This window comes from Citrobacter freundii complex sp. 2024EL-00216 (assembly GCF_043945515.1).
Classification (GTDB): domain Bacteria; phylum Pseudomonadota; class Gammaproteobacteria; order Enterobacterales; family Enterobacteriaceae; genus Citrobacter; species Citrobacter portucalensis.
In genome coordinates this window covers 1-13,531 of sequence record NZ_JBIMRA010000029.1, presented here as the reverse complement: position 1 = coordinate 13,531, position 13,531 = coordinate 1, and the positions used below count along the sequence as shown (strand labels likewise).

11 protein-coding genes, 4 tRNA genes and 1 pseudogene are annotated in these 13,531 nt (G+C 50.4%); 2 read left to right on the top strand and 14 right to left on the bottom strand.

Going from position 1 to position 13,531, the window contains the following annotated elements; genetic code table 11:
• Nucleotides 1–62: 62 nt before the first annotated feature.
• The 12 genes from rpoB to ACHHZ7_RS22725 form a co-directional block, all read right to left on the bottom strand.
• The gene (rpoB, locus tag ACHHZ7_RS22780; RefSeq protein WP_003033111.1) at nt 63–4,091 is read right to left on the bottom strand and encodes a DNA-directed RNA polymerase subunit beta; all 4,029 of its coding nucleotides are present in this window, start codon (nt 4,089–4,091) and stop codon (nt 63–65) included.
• 320 nt (nt 4,092–4,411) lie between these two features.
• The gene (gene rplL / locus ACHHZ7_RS22775; RefSeq protein ID WP_003033114.1) at nt 4,412–4,777 is read right to left on the bottom strand and encodes a 50S ribosomal protein L7/L12; all 366 of its coding nucleotides are present in this window, start codon (nt 4,775–4,777) and stop codon (nt 4,412–4,414) included.
• Nucleotides 4,778–4,843: 66 nt separating this feature from the next.
• Entirely contained in the window at nt 4,844–5,341 is a 498-nt protein-coding gene (gene rplJ, locus ACHHZ7_RS22770) for a 50S ribosomal protein L10 (RefSeq protein WP_001207203.1), read from the bottom strand.
• A 418-nt stretch (nt 5,342–5,759) separates the two neighbouring features.
• Complete coding sequence (gene rplA, locus ACHHZ7_RS22765) at nt 5,760–6,467, bottom strand: 50S ribosomal protein L1 (protein WP_003033119.1); 708 nt, start codon at nt 6,465–6,467, stop codon at nt 5,760–5,762.
• Between the two features lie 3 nt (nt 6,468–6,470).
• Nucleotides 6,471–6,899, bottom strand: coding sequence for a 50S ribosomal protein L11 (gene rplK, locus ACHHZ7_RS22760; RefSeq protein ID WP_003033122.1), 429 nt, complete (start codon nt 6,897–6,899; stop codon nt 6,471–6,473).
• Between the two features lie 154 nt (nt 6,900–7,053).
• Nucleotides 7,054–7,599, bottom strand: coding sequence for a transcription termination/antitermination protein NusG (gene nusG / locus ACHHZ7_RS22755; RefSeq protein WP_003033125.1), 546 nt, complete (start codon nt 7,597–7,599; stop codon nt 7,054–7,056).
• A 1-nt stretch (nt 7,600) separates the two neighbouring features.
• Nucleotides 7,601–7,984: a preprotein translocase subunit SecE gene (gene secE, locus ACHHZ7_RS22750; RefSeq protein ID WP_003033128.1), complete on the bottom strand. Its 384-nt coding sequence runs from the start codon at nt 7,982–7,984 to the stop codon at nt 7,601–7,603.
• Between the two features lie 230 nt (nt 7,985–8,214).
• Complete coding sequence (tuf, locus tag ACHHZ7_RS22745; RefSeq protein WP_003031109.1) at nt 8,215–9,399, bottom strand: elongation factor Tu; 1,185 nt, start codon at nt 9,397–9,399, stop codon at nt 8,215–8,217.
• A 118-nt stretch (nt 9,400–9,517) separates the two neighbouring features.
• Nucleotides 9,518–9,593, bottom strand: a tRNA-Thr gene (locus tag ACHHZ7_RS22740).
• A gap of 5 nt (nt 9,594–9,598) precedes the next feature.
• Nucleotides 9,599–9,673 (bottom strand) — tRNA-Gly (locus ACHHZ7_RS22735).
• A gap of 114 nt (nt 9,674–9,787) precedes the next feature.
• Nucleotides 9,788–9,872: transfer RNA gene (locus ACHHZ7_RS22730), tRNA-Tyr, on the bottom strand.
• A gap of 8 nt (nt 9,873–9,880) precedes the next feature.
• Nucleotides 9,881–9,956, bottom strand: a tRNA-Thr gene (locus tag ACHHZ7_RS22725).
• 19 nt (nt 9,957–9,975) lie between these two features.
• Between ACHHZ7_RS22725 and ACHHZ7_RS22720 the strand changes: the two are divergent.
• Both ACHHZ7_RS22720 and coaA read left to right on the top strand, forming a co-directional pair.
• A pseudogene (locus tag ACHHZ7_RS22720) lies at nt 9,976–10,056 on the top strand (hypothetical protein); the annotation flags it as partial.
• A gap of 289 nt (nt 10,057–10,345) precedes the next feature.
• The gene (gene coaA, locus ACHHZ7_RS22715; RefSeq protein ID WP_003031107.1) at nt 10,346–11,296 is read left to right on the top strand and encodes a type I pantothenate kinase; all 951 of its coding nucleotides are present in this window, start codon (nt 10,346–10,348) and stop codon (nt 11,294–11,296) included.
• A 32-nt stretch (nt 11,297–11,328) separates the two neighbouring features.
• On the opposite strand, the gene birA is transcribed toward coaA, so the two are convergent.
• Both birA and murB read right to left on the bottom strand, forming a co-directional pair.
• Nucleotides 11,329–12,291 (bottom strand): bifunctional biotin--[acetyl-CoA-carboxylase] ligase/biotin operon repressor BirA, encoded by a 963-nt coding sequence (birA, locus tag ACHHZ7_RS22710; RefSeq protein ID WP_060683067.1) that lies wholly within the window; start codon nt 12,289–12,291, stop codon nt 11,329–11,331.
• Nucleotides 12,288–13,316, bottom strand: a complete 1,029-nt coding sequence (murB, locus tag ACHHZ7_RS22705) for a UDP-N-acetylmuramate dehydrogenase (protein ID WP_008787122.1) — start codon at nt 13,314–13,316, stop codon at nt 12,288–12,290. The genes birA and murB overlap by 4 nt, the downstream gene beginning before the upstream one ends.
• Nucleotides 13,317–13,531 lie beyond the last annotated feature (215 nt).

Below are 13,531 nucleotides of genomic sequence, written 5' to 3'. Positions count from 1 at the left end.
CGGAGTTAGCACAATCTGGCGCTGGCTGTTACGCCAGCACCAGTGACCTGTTTGATCGAGAGTTACTCGTCTTCCAGCTCGATGTTGATACCCAGCGAACGAATCTCTTTCAACAGTACGTTGAAGGATTCCGGCATGCCTGGTTCCATCTGATGGTTGCCGTCCACGATGTTTTTATACATCTTAGTACGACCGTTCACGTCATCAGACTTAACGGTGAGCATTTCCTGCAGGGTGTATGCTGCGCCATATGCTTCCAGCGCCCACACTTCCATCTCCCCGAAGCGCTGACCACCGAACTGCGCCTTACCACCCAGCGGCTGCTGAGTAACCAGGCTGTAAGAACCGGTAGAACGCGCATGCATCTTGTCATCAACCAAGTGGTTCAGTTTCAGCATGTACATATAGCCAACGGTAACCTGGCGCTCGAACTGCTCACCGGTACGACCGTCGAACAGTGTGATCTGACCGGAAGTCGGCAGGCCACCCAGCTGTAACAGTTCCTTGATTTCAGACTCTTTCGCACCGTCGAATACCGGCGTTGCGATCGGCATACCTTTTTTCAGGTTTTCAGCCAGACGCAGAACTTCTTCATCGCTGAAGGTATTCAGGTCAACTTTCTGACGAACATCTGAACCCAGATCGTAAGCACGCTGGATGAATTCGCGCAGTTTCGCGACTTCCTGCTGCTGTTTCAGCATGGCGTTGATCTTATCGCCGATACCTTTTGCAGCCATACCCAGGTGGGTTTCAAGGATCTGACCGATGTTCATACGCGATGGTACGCCCAGCGGGTTCAGTACGATATCTACCGGCGTACCGTTAGCATCGTGTGGCATATCTTCGATCGGGTTGATCTTAGAGATTACACCCTTGTTACCGTGACGACCTGCCATCTTATCACCAGGCTGGATCCGACGTTTAACCGCCAGATACACCTTAACAATCTTCAGCACGCCCGGTGCCAGATCGTCGCCCTGAGTGATTTTACGGCGTTTCGCTTCGAGTTTTTTCTCGAATTCGTGTTTCAGTTCGTCGTACTGCTCAGCCAGTTGTTCCAGCTGATTCTGTTTCTCTTCGTCGGTCAGGCCGAGTTCTAACCAGCGGTCGCGCGGTAGTTTGTCGAGCTTCTCAGCTTCAACACCACCGGAAACCAGCACAGCGTAGATACGGCTGAACAGGCCAGCTTCGAGGATCTGCAGTTCTTCAGACAGGTCTTTTTTCGCCTGCTTCAGCTGCATCTCTTCGATTTCCAGCGCACGTTTGTCTTTTTCTACGCCATCGCGAGTAAAGACCTGAACGTCGATAATCGTACCGGAAACACCGTTTGGCACGCGCAGAGAAGAGTCTTTAACGTCAGACGCTTTCTCACCGAAGATCGCACGCAGCAGCTTCTCTTCTGGCGTCAGCTGGGTTTCACCTTTCGGCGTTACCTTACCAACCAGAATGTCGCCACCGGTCACTTCTGCACCGATATAAACGATACCGGATTCATCCAGTTTGGAGAGCGCAGCTTCACCCACGTTCGGGATGTCAGCGGTGATCTCTTCTGGCCCCAGCTTGGTGTCACGGGACACACATGCCAGTTCCTGAATATGGATGGTGGTGAAACGGTCTTCCTGGACAACACGCTCGGATACGAGGATGGAGTCTTCGAAGTTGTAACCATTCCATGGCATGAATGCCACGCGCATGTTCTGACCCAGCGCCAGTTCACCGAGGTCGGTGGACGGACCGTCTGCCAGCACATCACCACGTTCAACCGGCTCGCCCAGAGATACGCAAGGCATCTGGTTGATGCAGGTGTTCTGGTTAGAACGGGTGTATTTGGTCAGGTTATAAATGTCGATACCTGCTTCGCCCGGGTACATCTCGTCTTCGTTAACTTTGATAACGATACGGGAAGCATCCACGTACTGAACAGTACCGCCACGTTTAGCAACTGCAGTAACACCGGAGTCAACGGCAACAGCACGTTCCATACCGGTACCAACCAGCGGCTTATCAGCGCGCAGAGTCGGAACCGCCTGACGTTGCATGTTCGCACCCATCAATGCACGGTTGGCGTCATCGTGTTCCAGGAACGGGATCAGGGACGCACCGACGGATACCACCTGCTGGGTGGATACGTCCATGTAGTCAACCTGGTCGCGGCTGAACAAGCTGGATTCGCCTTTGCTACGGCAGGTAACCAGATCTTCTACAAAGTGGCCTTCGTCATCCAGGTTGGAGTTCGCCTGAGCGATAACGTAGTTGCCTTCTTCGATAGCAGACAGGTAATGAATTTCGTCAGTTACAACACCGTCGGTCACTTTACGATACGGAGTCTCGAGGAAGCCGTATTCGTTAGTCTGTGCATACACGGACAGGGAGTTGATCAGACCGATGTTCGGACCTTCAGGCGTTTCGATTGGACATACGCGACCGTAGTGAGTCGGGTGTACGTCTCGAACTTCGAAGCCTGCGCGTTCACGGGTCAGACCGCCTGGGCCGAGTGCGGAGATACGACGTTTGTGCGTAATCTCAGACAGCGGGTTGTTCTGGTCCATAAACTGAGACAGCTGGCTGGAACCAAAGAACTCTTTCACTGCTGCAGAAATCGGCTTGGCGTTGATCATATCCTGAGGCATCAGGGTATCCAGATCGCCTAGAGACAGACGCTCTTTCACCGCACGCTCAACACGTACCAGGCCAACGCGGAACTGGTTTTCCGCCATTTCGCCTACGGAACGGATACGACGGTTGCCGAGGTGGTCGATATCATCGACTTCGCCTTTACCGTTACGGATATCGATGAGCTTCTTCATCACTTCGATGATGTCGTCTTTGCTCAGGATACCGGAACCTTCGATTTCGTCGCGCAGCAAAGAACGGTTGAACTTCATACGACCAACCGCAGACAGGTCATAGCGGTCTTCGGAGAAGAACAGGTTCTCGAACAGGCTTTCAGCAGCTTCACGAGTCGGCGGCTCACCAGGACGCATCATGCGGTAGATTTCTACCAGTGCGCTCAGACGATCGTTGGTTGGGTCAACACGTACAGTTTCAGAAATGTACGGACCGTGATCCAGATCGTTAGTGAACAGCGTTTCGATACGCTTGTGACCAGACTGGCTCAGCTTAGCCAGCAGATCCAGGCTCAGCTCCATGTTAGCTGCGCAGATCAGCTCGCCAGTAGATTCGTCAACGTAGTCTTTAGCCGCAACTTTACCAGCAATGTATTCAACCGGAACTTCGATATGTTTGATATCGTCTTTTTCCAGTTGGCGAATGTGGCGCGCAGTGATGCGACGGCCTTTTTCGACGTAGACTTTGCCGTTAGCTTCAATGTCAAAGGAAGCGGTTTCACCACGCAGGCGTTCCGGCACCAGTTCCATCTGCAGCTTGTTGTCGCGAATTTCGAAAACAACTTTTTCAAAGAACAGGTCAAGGATCTGCTCAGTGGTGTAGTTCAGTGCACGCAGAATAATGGTCGCAGGCAGTTTACGGCGACGGTCAATACGTACGAACAGGTTGTCCTTCGGATCGAATTCGAAGTCCAGCCAGGAACCACGGTAAGGGATGATGCGCGCGTTATACAGCACTTTACCCGAAGAGTGGGTTTTACCTTTGTCGGAGTCAAAGAAGACGCCAGGACTACGGTGCAGCTGAGAAACGATAACACGCTCAGTACCATTGATTACAAAGGTACCGTTGTCAGTCATGAGCGGAATTTCGCCCATGTAGACTTCTTGTTCTTTAATGTCTTTTACGGTGCCTTCCGGCGCTTCGCGCTCGTAGATCACCAGACGCAGTTTTACGCGCAGCGGTGCGGAATAGGTCACGCCACGGATCTGACATTCCTGAACGTCAAACACCGGTTCGCCAAGGCGGTAGCTGACGTATTGCAGCTCGGAATTACCGCTGTAGCTCTGAATCGGGAAAACGGAACGGAAAGCTGCTTCCAGACCATACTGCCCTTCAGGATCTTGCTCGATGAACTTCTGAAACGAGTCAAGCTGGATAGAAAGGAGATAAGGTATGTCCAACACTTGTGGACGTTTACCAAAATCCTTACGAATACGTTTTTTCTCGGTATAGGAGTAAACCATTAGGGTTCCTCAGCTCGCTGACAAGTCGACCCATCTGTCCGACGAAGGGACAGTTTGTGCAACACTATTTTGTTGACCGGAAAATCGAATACTTTCCGCAATGCCTGTTGCTATCACGCTTAAACCATTTCATTGCGATTTACACAGAACTGATGCTCTGTCGCAGTATATTAAGACGTCGATAGAAACAAGCATTGAAAGGCACAGCAGTAGTCAAACAGTGTGAAATGCTACTGGCGCCTTACAGCGCAAAAAGGCTGGTGACTAAAAAGTCACCAGCCATCAGCCTAATTTCTTAGGCTGCAACCAGAAAAGTTGGCTTATTTAACTTCAACTTCAGCGCCAGCTTCTTCCAGAGATTTTTTCAGTGCTTCTGCGTCGTCTTTGCTGATGCCTTCTTTCAGGGCAGCCGGAGCAGATTCTACCAGGTCTTTAGCTTCTTTCAGACCCAGGCCAGTTGCGCCACGTACTGCTTTGATTACAGCAACTTTGTTAGCGCCAGCAGCTTTCAGAATTACGTCGAATTCAGTTTTTTCTTCAGCAGCTTCAGCCGGGCCAGCAGCTACAGCTACAGCAGCAGCAGCGGAAACACCGAATTTTTCTTCCATTGCAGAGATCAGTTCTACAACGTCCATTACGGACATAGCGGATACTGCTTCAATGATTTGATCTTTAGTGATAGACATTTAAATTGTTCCTGAAAATCAGAATAAGTTTATACGTAAGCAGATGCTTGAGAAAGATAACTGCGATTAAGCAGCTTCTTTCGCATCGCGTACAGCAGCCAGAGTACGAACCAGTTTGCCAGCCGAAGCTTCTTTCATGGTTGCCATCAGGCGTGCAATTGCTTCTTCGTAGGTCGGCAGAGTTGCCAGGCGATCGATTTGCGATGCCGGGATCAATTCACCTTCAAAGGCTGCGGCTTTGACCTCAAATTTTGCATTCGCTTTCGCGAACTCTTTGAACAGACGAGCAGCGGCGCCCGGGTGTTCCATAGAGTATGCAATCAGGGTCGGACCAACAAACGTGTCTTTCAGGCACTCGAACTGAGTACCTTCAACGACGCGGCGCAGCAGGGTGTTACGAACAACACGCATGTATACGCCAGCTTCACGACCTGCTTTACGCAGTTCAGTCATTTTATCTACAGTTACGCCACGGGAATCCGCAACTACTGCAGACAGCGCGCCTTTGGCTACTTCGCTGACTTCAGCAACAATCGCTTGTTTGTCTTGAAGATTTAAAGCCATTAGCTTTGCTCCTGGATGTTTGCCGGAACTCATGTTCCGGAACTCACTTCACTCTCCCCAACGGAAAGAGCGTCTAAATACGGTGAGCAGAAACAAGCCAGAGTATCAGAAATAATCTTAGCGTTCTGTCACCGTCTACGCAGGGCATTAAGTTTCTTACGAAACACCTGCGGTCTTCGACGGAGGCCTGGATAGGCCAGGCTCCAACGAACAAATCTTGTCTATGACTTCGCCCTTTGAACTGTAACCGCGTTAGCTGCTCTCGTTCACACCGGTCATGTAGTTAACTACACTCCCGACGATTCACTCAATTGCTGCCTTGCTACAATTCAAATGACTCGCATAGAGTTCTGTTTATTTAAACAGAAACGTGGGGGTAAGATTGTAGACAAAATCACCGCCCACGTAAAGGCGAATATTAGTTCGCCACAGTCGCAGTCAGACCGGACTGATCAACGGCAACACCAGCACCCATGGTGGTGGAGATGCTAACTTTCTTGATGTACACGCCTTTAGCCTGAGTCGGTTTCGCTTTTTTCAGCGCAACCAGCAGAGATTCCAGGTTTTCTTTCAGTTTGTCAGCGTCAAAATCCACTTTACCGATGGTGGTGTGGATGATGCCGTTTTTGTCGTTACGGTAACGAACCTGACCTGCTTTAGCGTTCTTAACTGCTTCAGCAACGTTAGGGGTTACAGTACCAACTTTCGGGTTTGGCATCAGGCCGCGCGGGCCCAGAACCTGACCCAGCTGGCCAACAACGCGCATTGCATCCGGGGAAGCAATAACAACGTCAAAGTTCATTTCGCCTTTCTTGATCTGGTCAGCCAGATCTTCCATACCTACCAGCTCAGCGCCTGCAGCTTTAGCAGCTTCAGCGTTTGCGCCCTGGGCAAATACGGCTACGCGAACGGAACGGCCAGTACCGTGCGGCAGTACAGTTGCACCACGTACGTTCTGGTCAGATTTACGAGCGTCGATGCCGAGGTTAACGGCAACGTCTACGCTTTCTACGAATTTAGCAGTGGCCAGCTCTTTCAGCAGAGCAATAGCTTCGTTGATGTCGTACTGTTTAGTTGCATCAACTTTGTCACGGATCACGCGCATACGCTTGGTCAGTTTAGCCATTTCTTAGTCCTCCACTACCAGGCCCATGGAACGTGCAGTACCTTCAATGGAGCGAGTCATCGCTTCAATGTCGGAACCAGTCATGTCGGCAGCTTTGGTCTGCGCGATTTCCTGCAGCTGAGCGCGGGAAATTTTACCCACTTTGTCTTTGTTCGGCTTGCCGGAACCAGACTTGATACCAGCCGCTTTCTTCAGCAGAACTGCTGCCGGAGGCGTTTTGGTAACGAAAGTGAAAGAACGGTCAGCGTAAACGGTGATAACAACCGGGATCGGCAGACCTTTTTCCATGGAATCAGTTTTTGCGTTGAACGCTTTGCAGAATTCCATGATGTTCACGCCTTGTTGACCCAGTGCTGGACCTACCGGCGGACTCGGGTTAGCCATACCAGCTGCAACCTGCAGCTTGACGTAGGCCTGGACTTTCTTAGCCATTCTAAATTCCTCTAGTTGGGTTATAGCGCCTCAAGGAGGCTCCCCGTGATTAAATTCGTTTTACGGACAGGGCCCATAAAAACAAAAGGCGCGAAATTGTATTCCAATCTCGCGCCTTGTGCAACGATTAAATCGCCGCTTTTTTGATCGCTGTTTAGGCTTTTTCTACCTGGGCAAAGTCCAGTTCTACCGGGGTCGCACGACCGAAGATAGAAACAGAGACTTTCAGGCGGGACTTCTCGTAGTCCACTTCTTCAACCACGCCGTTAAAGTCAGCAAATGGACCGTCACTAACGCGAACCATTTCACCTGGCTCAAACATCGTTTTCGGACGCGGTTTATCGCCAACCTGCTGCAGACGGTTCATGATCGCATCAACTTCTTTGTCGCTGATCGGCGCCGGACGGTCAGATGTACCGCCGATAAAGCCCATCACACGCGGCACGCTGCGCACCAGGTGCCAGCTTGCGTCATTCATCACCATCTGGACCAGTACATAGCCCGGGAAGAATTTACGTTCGCTCTTGCGACGCTGGCCACCACGGATTTCGACCACTTCTTCGGTCGGCACCATGACTTCGCCAAACAGCTCTTCCATATTTTGTAACTTGATATATTCGCGCAGCGACGTGGCTACGCGGCCTTCAAAACCGGAAAACGCCTGAACGACGTACCAGCGCTTTTTAGGGGCTTCAGACATCTTAGAACCTCAGGCCAGTGATAAAGGATACCAGGCGAACCAGAATACCATCCAGTCCCCACAGGATCAGTGACATTACTGCGGTAACCGCAGCCACAATTAATGTGGTGTGCAATGTTTCCTGGCGAGTTGGCCAAATGACCTTACGGACTTCGGTTCTCGCTTCACGGGCAAAAGCAACGGTCGCTTTACCTTTTGTTGTCAACAGCGCGACACCACCCGCTGCGGCAATCAGAATCACTACGGCCAGCGCACGCAGCGGCAGCATCATGTCACGATAGAGGTAGTTGCCAACGATAGCTACAAGCAGCAATACAGCGACAACAACCCACTTCATCGCTTCCAGGCCGCGCCCGCTTCCTTGAGCTTCGGTATTCGCACTCATAAACCAACCTGTCAGAAGTATTCTACAAACATTTTCACCCCGCGTAAGCGAGGCGATCCAAACCGAAATGCTCTGGTGCGTTTCGGACTAAACGCCCTCTTCAGAGCCTGTCTCAGCAATGATTATGACAAAAAAAATCACTGATGAGCCAGGTTCTGGTGTGAAAGCGTGCAAAAAGGGCATCAAATGATGCCCTTTTATTGCGCATTGCGTCAAATGTTATTCGGCAATTAGCTCATTACTTTAGCAACAACGCCCGCACCAACAGTACGGCCGCCTTCACGGATTGCGAAACGCAGACCGTCGTCCATCGCGATCGGGTGGATCAGGGTAACAACCATTTTGATGTTGTCGCCCGGCATTACCATCTCTACGCCTTCCGGCAGTTCGATGGTACCAGTCACGTCAGTAGTACGGAAGTAGAACTGCGGACGGTAGCCTTTGAAGAACGGAGTATGACGGCCGCCTTCGTCTTTGGACAGAATGTACACTTCAGATTCGAACTTGGTGTGCGGCTTGATAGAGCCCGGCTTAGCCAGTACCTGACCACGTTCGATTTCTTCACGTTTGATACCACGCAGCAGAACACCAACGTTCTCACCAGCACGGCCTTCGTCCAGCAGTTTGCGGAACATTTCAACGCCAGTACAGGTAGACTTAGCAGTCTCTTTGATACCAACGATTTCAACTTCTTCACCAACTTTGATGATACCGCGTTCTACACGACCGGTAACAACGGTACCACGACCGGAGATGGAGAATACGTCTTCGATAGGCAGCAGGAACGGCTTGTCAATCGCACGCTCTGGTTCTGGAATGTAAGAATCCAGGAAGCCAGCCAGTTCGATGATTTTCGCTTCCCACTCTGCTTCGCCTTCCAGCGCTTTCAGAGCAGAACCACGAACGATCGGAGTGTCGTCGCCCGGGAAATCGTACTGAGACAGAAGTTCACGAACTTCCATTTCTACCAGTTCCAGCAGCTCTTCGTCATCAACCATGTCGCATTTGTTCAGGAACACGATGATGTACGGAACGCCTACCTGACGACCCAGCAGGATGTGCTCACGAGTCTGCGGCATCGGGCCGTCAGTCGCAGCAACAACCAGGATCGCGCCGTCCATCTGCGCAGCACCGGTGATCATGTTTTTAACATAGTCGGCGTGGCCCGGGCAGTCTACGTGTGCGTAGTGGCGAGTCGGGGTGTCATATTCAACGTGAGAAGTGTTGATGGTGATACCACGAGCTTTTTCTTCCGGCGCGTTATCGATCTGGTCGAATGCACGAGCAGCACCGCCGTAGGTTTTAGCCAGTACGGTAGTGATTGCAGCGGTCAGCGTTGTTTTACCATGGTCAACGTGGCCGATAGTACCGACGTTAACGTGCGGTTTAGTACGTTCAAATTTTTCTTTAGACATCGATTGTCCCTCTAAGACACGGATAAATCGGTGATATCACCACATCAACCAGGCAATATACCTGAGCTGTTGAATGCTTTTAAAAGTAAACAGAGAGAAACGGGAAGGAGAAGTGAAGTGGTGCTGATACCCAGAGTCGAACTGGGGACCTCACCCTTACCAAGGGTGCGCTCTACCAACTGAGCCATATCAGCACGTCTGGAGCGGGCAGCGGGAATCGAACCCGCATCATCAGCTTGGAAGGCTGAGGTAATAGCCATTATACGATGCCCGCATCCTGAAACTCGGCTACCCAGTTCTTTCTGCAACAAAAAAGAGATTTCTCTCTTTTTTGTTCGAGCTGATTAATTTTTTAATCAACTCAGGCGGCGATAACGCTGCCAGAAAGTGGTGGTGGGGGAAGGATTCGAACCTTCGAAGTCTGTGACGGCAGATTTACAGTCTGCTCCCTTTGGCCGCTCGGGAACCCCACCGGACTTGATGGTGCCGACTACCGGAATCGAACTGGTGACCTACTGATTACAAGTCAGTTGCTCTACCTACTGAGCTAAGTCGGCATCAAGTAGCGCGCATTTTATGGAGACATGCGCACTCATGCAACTAAAAAATTGCATAAAATGTTCTATCGCTCACATTTTGCACTATACGACCGATAAATAATCTATTTCTTCTTTGGATTGGACAAATTTCCAACGTCAGGTACCTCCTCTGGGAGGAATTTTGCTCCGGCAGGTACGCTTTGATAGAGAGAAAGCACATCTTTATACATCTGGAATACCCGTCACATTGCATTTCAGAGGATGATTTTTTCTTATTATTCCCCCCCATCTGGTGTTACCCTCCTGCCCATTGTCCAAATTAACTGAAATGTGCGTGCCATTGCGTACCGGGATGATTTCGTTTTTTACCGCAGACCTGATATAGCAATGACAGCCAGACCATGCGTATGAGTATAAAAGAGCAAGCGTTAACGTCGCCTTACCTACAGTTTGATCGCAACCAGTGGGCTGCGCTTCGTGATTCCGTGCCGATGACCCTGACCGAGGAAGAGATTGCTCGTCTTAAAGGCATTAACGAAGACTTATCGCTGGAAGAAGTTGCCGAGATTTATTTGCCTCTCTCGCGTTTGCTAAACTTTTACATCAGTTCGAACCTGCGACGTCAGGCCGTGCTGGAGCAATTTTTAGGCACGAATGGCGAGCGTATTCCTTATATTATTAGCATTGCTGGCAGCGTCGCCGTCGGTAAAAGTACGACTGCGCGTGTTTTGCAGGCTTTGCTCAGTCGCTGGCCCGAGCATCGCAAGGTTGAGTTGATTACTACCGATGGCTTTCTCCACCCTAACCAGGTATTGAAAGATCGTGGACTGATGAAGAAGAAAGGCTTCCCCCAGTCCTATGATATGCATCGCTTGGTTAAATTCGTTTCCGATCTGAAATCAGGCGTACCTAACGTCACGGCGCCGGTCTATTCCCATCTCATCTATGATGTGATCCCTGATGGCGACAAAACCGTTGCCCAGCCCGACATATTAATACTCGAAGGGCTAAATGTATTACAAAGCGGGATGGACTATCCTCACGATCCGCATCATGTATTTGTTTCTGACTTTGTCGACTTTTCTATTTATGTTGATGCGCCAGAAGAATTACTCCAGACGTGGTATATCAACCGTTTCCTGAAATTCCGTGAAGGGGCATTTACCAACCCGGACTCTTATTTCCATAACTATGCAAAATTATCAGAAGATGAGGCTATCAACACCGCCACATCGTTATGGAAAGAGATTAACTGGCTGAATTTAAAACAAAATATATTACCAACGCGTGAGCGAGCAAGCTTAATTATGACGAAAAGTGCCAATCATGCCGTTGAGCAAGTCAGGTTGAGAAAATAAATAAAAAAGGGGAGCAACAGCTCCCCTTCTTATTACTCAGCGCTTCTTAGCGATATTTCTCCACCCATCCAGGGTTTGATCTCGCCATTTTGTTCAAGCAATAATGCACCTTGCGCGTCTATTCCACGAGAGATGCCAAATATTTCTTTATCGCCAATAATAAGTTTGACCGGGCGGTCGATAAAGTTATCCAGTCTCTTCCAGCGAGACAGATACGGCGCTAAACCTTCGTGCTCAAAGAGCACTAACGCAGCACGCAACTCACGTATCAGTCGGGCAGCAAGGGTATTGCGATCAATGTTAATGCCCGCTTCCTGCAAGTTAATCCAGCCTTGATTAACCACATTTTCTTCAACCCGGCGCATGGACATATTAACACCCGCACCGATAACAATCTGCGCGGCATCCCCTGTCTTACCGGTCAGTTCAACCAGGATCCCTGCCAGCTTACGGTCGAGCAAATAGAGGTCGTTGGGCCATTTTACACGTACCTTCTCTGCGCCCAGATCGCGTAAAACCTCGGCCATGACGATACCAATAACCAGACTCAGGCCAATCGCGGCAGCCGGTCCTTGTTCCAGCCGCCAGAACATTGAAAGGTACAGGTTGGCACCAAACGGTGAAAACCATTTGCGACCACGGCGACCGCGCCCGGCTTGCTGATATTCAGCGACACAGGCATCCCCTGACTCCAGTTGACCTATTCGGTCCATCAGGTACTGATTGGTTGAGTCGATAACCGGCAGGACTGTGATATTTCCACCATCCAGTTGAGAATGAATAAGTGAGGCATCTAATAGTTGGATAGGCTCCGGTAAGCTGTATCCTTTACCTGGAACAGTAAAGACATCAACCCCCCAGTCGCGTAACGTCTGGACATGCTTATTGATTGCGGCACGGCTCATTCCCAACTTTTCACCGAGCTGCTCACCGGAATGAAATTCGCCATCAGCGAGTAATGAAATAAGCGTCAGAGGGACGGTATTATCCTTCATGCAATGATCTCCACAGCATTCATTTCACCCTGCGGGCCAATAAACCGAACCTCTGGTTCGAGCCAGACATTAAATTTCTCACCGACTTTTTGACGTACATGATGTGCAAGTTGCACCACATCCTGACTCGTCGCATTGTCTGCATTGATCAGCACCAGAGCCTGCTGTTGATGTACCGCTGCGCCACCAATGCGCATGCCTTTTAGCTGACACTGGTCGATAAGCCAGCCGGCTGCCAGTTTCACAGAACCATCAGCCTGCGGGTAATGAGGTGCTGTTGGGAATTTTGCCAGGAGCTCCTGCGCAATCTCTGCGGTGACAACCGGGTTTTTAAAGAAGCTTCCTGCATTCCCGTTTACTTTCGGATCGGGCAGTTTTGTCGTGCGCATATGGCAGACAGAATCAAAAACCTGCTGAGGCGTCACCGTTGTAGGATCCAGGCGCGTCAGATCGCCATAGGTCAGTACCGGATGCCACTGTTTAGACAAGCGTAAACCAACAGCAATAATTGCGAAGCGATCCTGGTATTCATGTTTGAAGATGCTGTCACGATAACCAAAGCGACATTCTGCTGCACCAACGCGCAGATGTTTGCCAGTCGACAGCTCAACGCAGTCTACGTATTCGCAGACGCGCTGTAGCTCTACGCCATAGGCACCAATGTTCTGGATTGGCGATGAACCCACGCAGCCTGGGATAAGCGCCAGATTTTCCAGGCCAGGCATACCAAGCTGCAACGTATGCTGGACCAGATGATGCCAGTTTTCACCCGCACCTACGTGCAAATGCCACGCATCAGGTTGTTCTGTAATCTCAATACCCTTAATACGATTGACGATCACCGTACCCTGGAAGATATCAAGAAACAGGACGTTACTCCCTTCGCCCAGGATCAGTACAGGATGATGCGATGCATTGGCTGATTGCCAGGCATTCAGTAATTGTTGTTCATTTTCGGCGCAGACAAGTTCATTCGTTTGCTGATCGATACCGAAGGTGTTCCAGGCTTTAAGGGAGTGATTCATAGACGCTTTCCTGATGCAAAATCGCGCCTAGTTTACCGCATATACCGCAGGATGGCTTGTGTTATGGAGGCTCAGGATATTGCTTTGTACCCGATGGTGCGGTGTTGTGATGTGCCTGATGCGCTGCGCTTATCAGGCCTACAAAATACATTCAGCCCGGCCCCTGTAGGCCGGATAAGGCGGCACGTCGCATCCGGCGGTTTTCATCCCGCACA

Bases quoted from the DNA above. Each gene is read 5' to 3' on its own strand.
- rpoB (WP_003033111.1), bottom strand. From the start codon at position 4,091: ATGGTTTACTCCTATACCGAGAAAAAACGTATTCGTAAGGATTTTGGT.
- rplL (WP_003033114.1), bottom strand. From the start codon at position 4,777: ATGTCTATCACTAAAGATCAAATCATTGAAGCAGTATCCGCTATGTCC.
- rplJ (WP_001207203.1), bottom strand. From the start codon at position 5,341: ATGGCTTTAAATCTTCAAGACAAACAAGCGATTGTTGCTGAAGTCAGC.
- rplA (WP_003033119.1), bottom strand. From the start codon at position 6,467: ATGGCTAAACTGACCAAGCGTATGCGCGTGATCCGTGACAAAGTTGAT.
- rplK (WP_003033122.1), bottom strand. From the start codon at position 6,899: ATGGCTAAGAAAGTCCAGGCCTACGTCAAGCTGCAGGTTGCAGCTGGT.
- nusG (WP_003033125.1), bottom strand. From the start codon at position 7,599: ATGTCTGAAGCCCCTAAAAAGCGCTGGTACGTCGTTCAGGCGTTTTCC.
- secE (WP_003033128.1), bottom strand. From the start codon at position 7,984: ATGAGTGCGAATACCGAAGCTCAAGGAAGCGGGCGCGGCCTGGAAGCG.
- tuf (WP_003031109.1), bottom strand. From the start codon at position 9,399: ATGTCTAAAGAAAAATTTGAACGTACTAAACCGCACGTTAACGTCGGT.
- coaA (WP_003031107.1), top strand. From the start codon at position 10,346: ATGAGTATAAAAGAGCAAGCGTTAACGTCGCCTTACCTACAGTTTGAT.
- birA (WP_060683067.1), bottom strand. From the start codon at position 12,291: ATGAAGGATAATACCGTCCCTCTGACGCTTATTTCATTACTCGCTGAT.
- murB (WP_008787122.1), bottom strand. From the start codon at position 13,316: ATGAATCACTCCCTTAAAGCCTGGAACACCTTCGGTATCGATCAGCAA.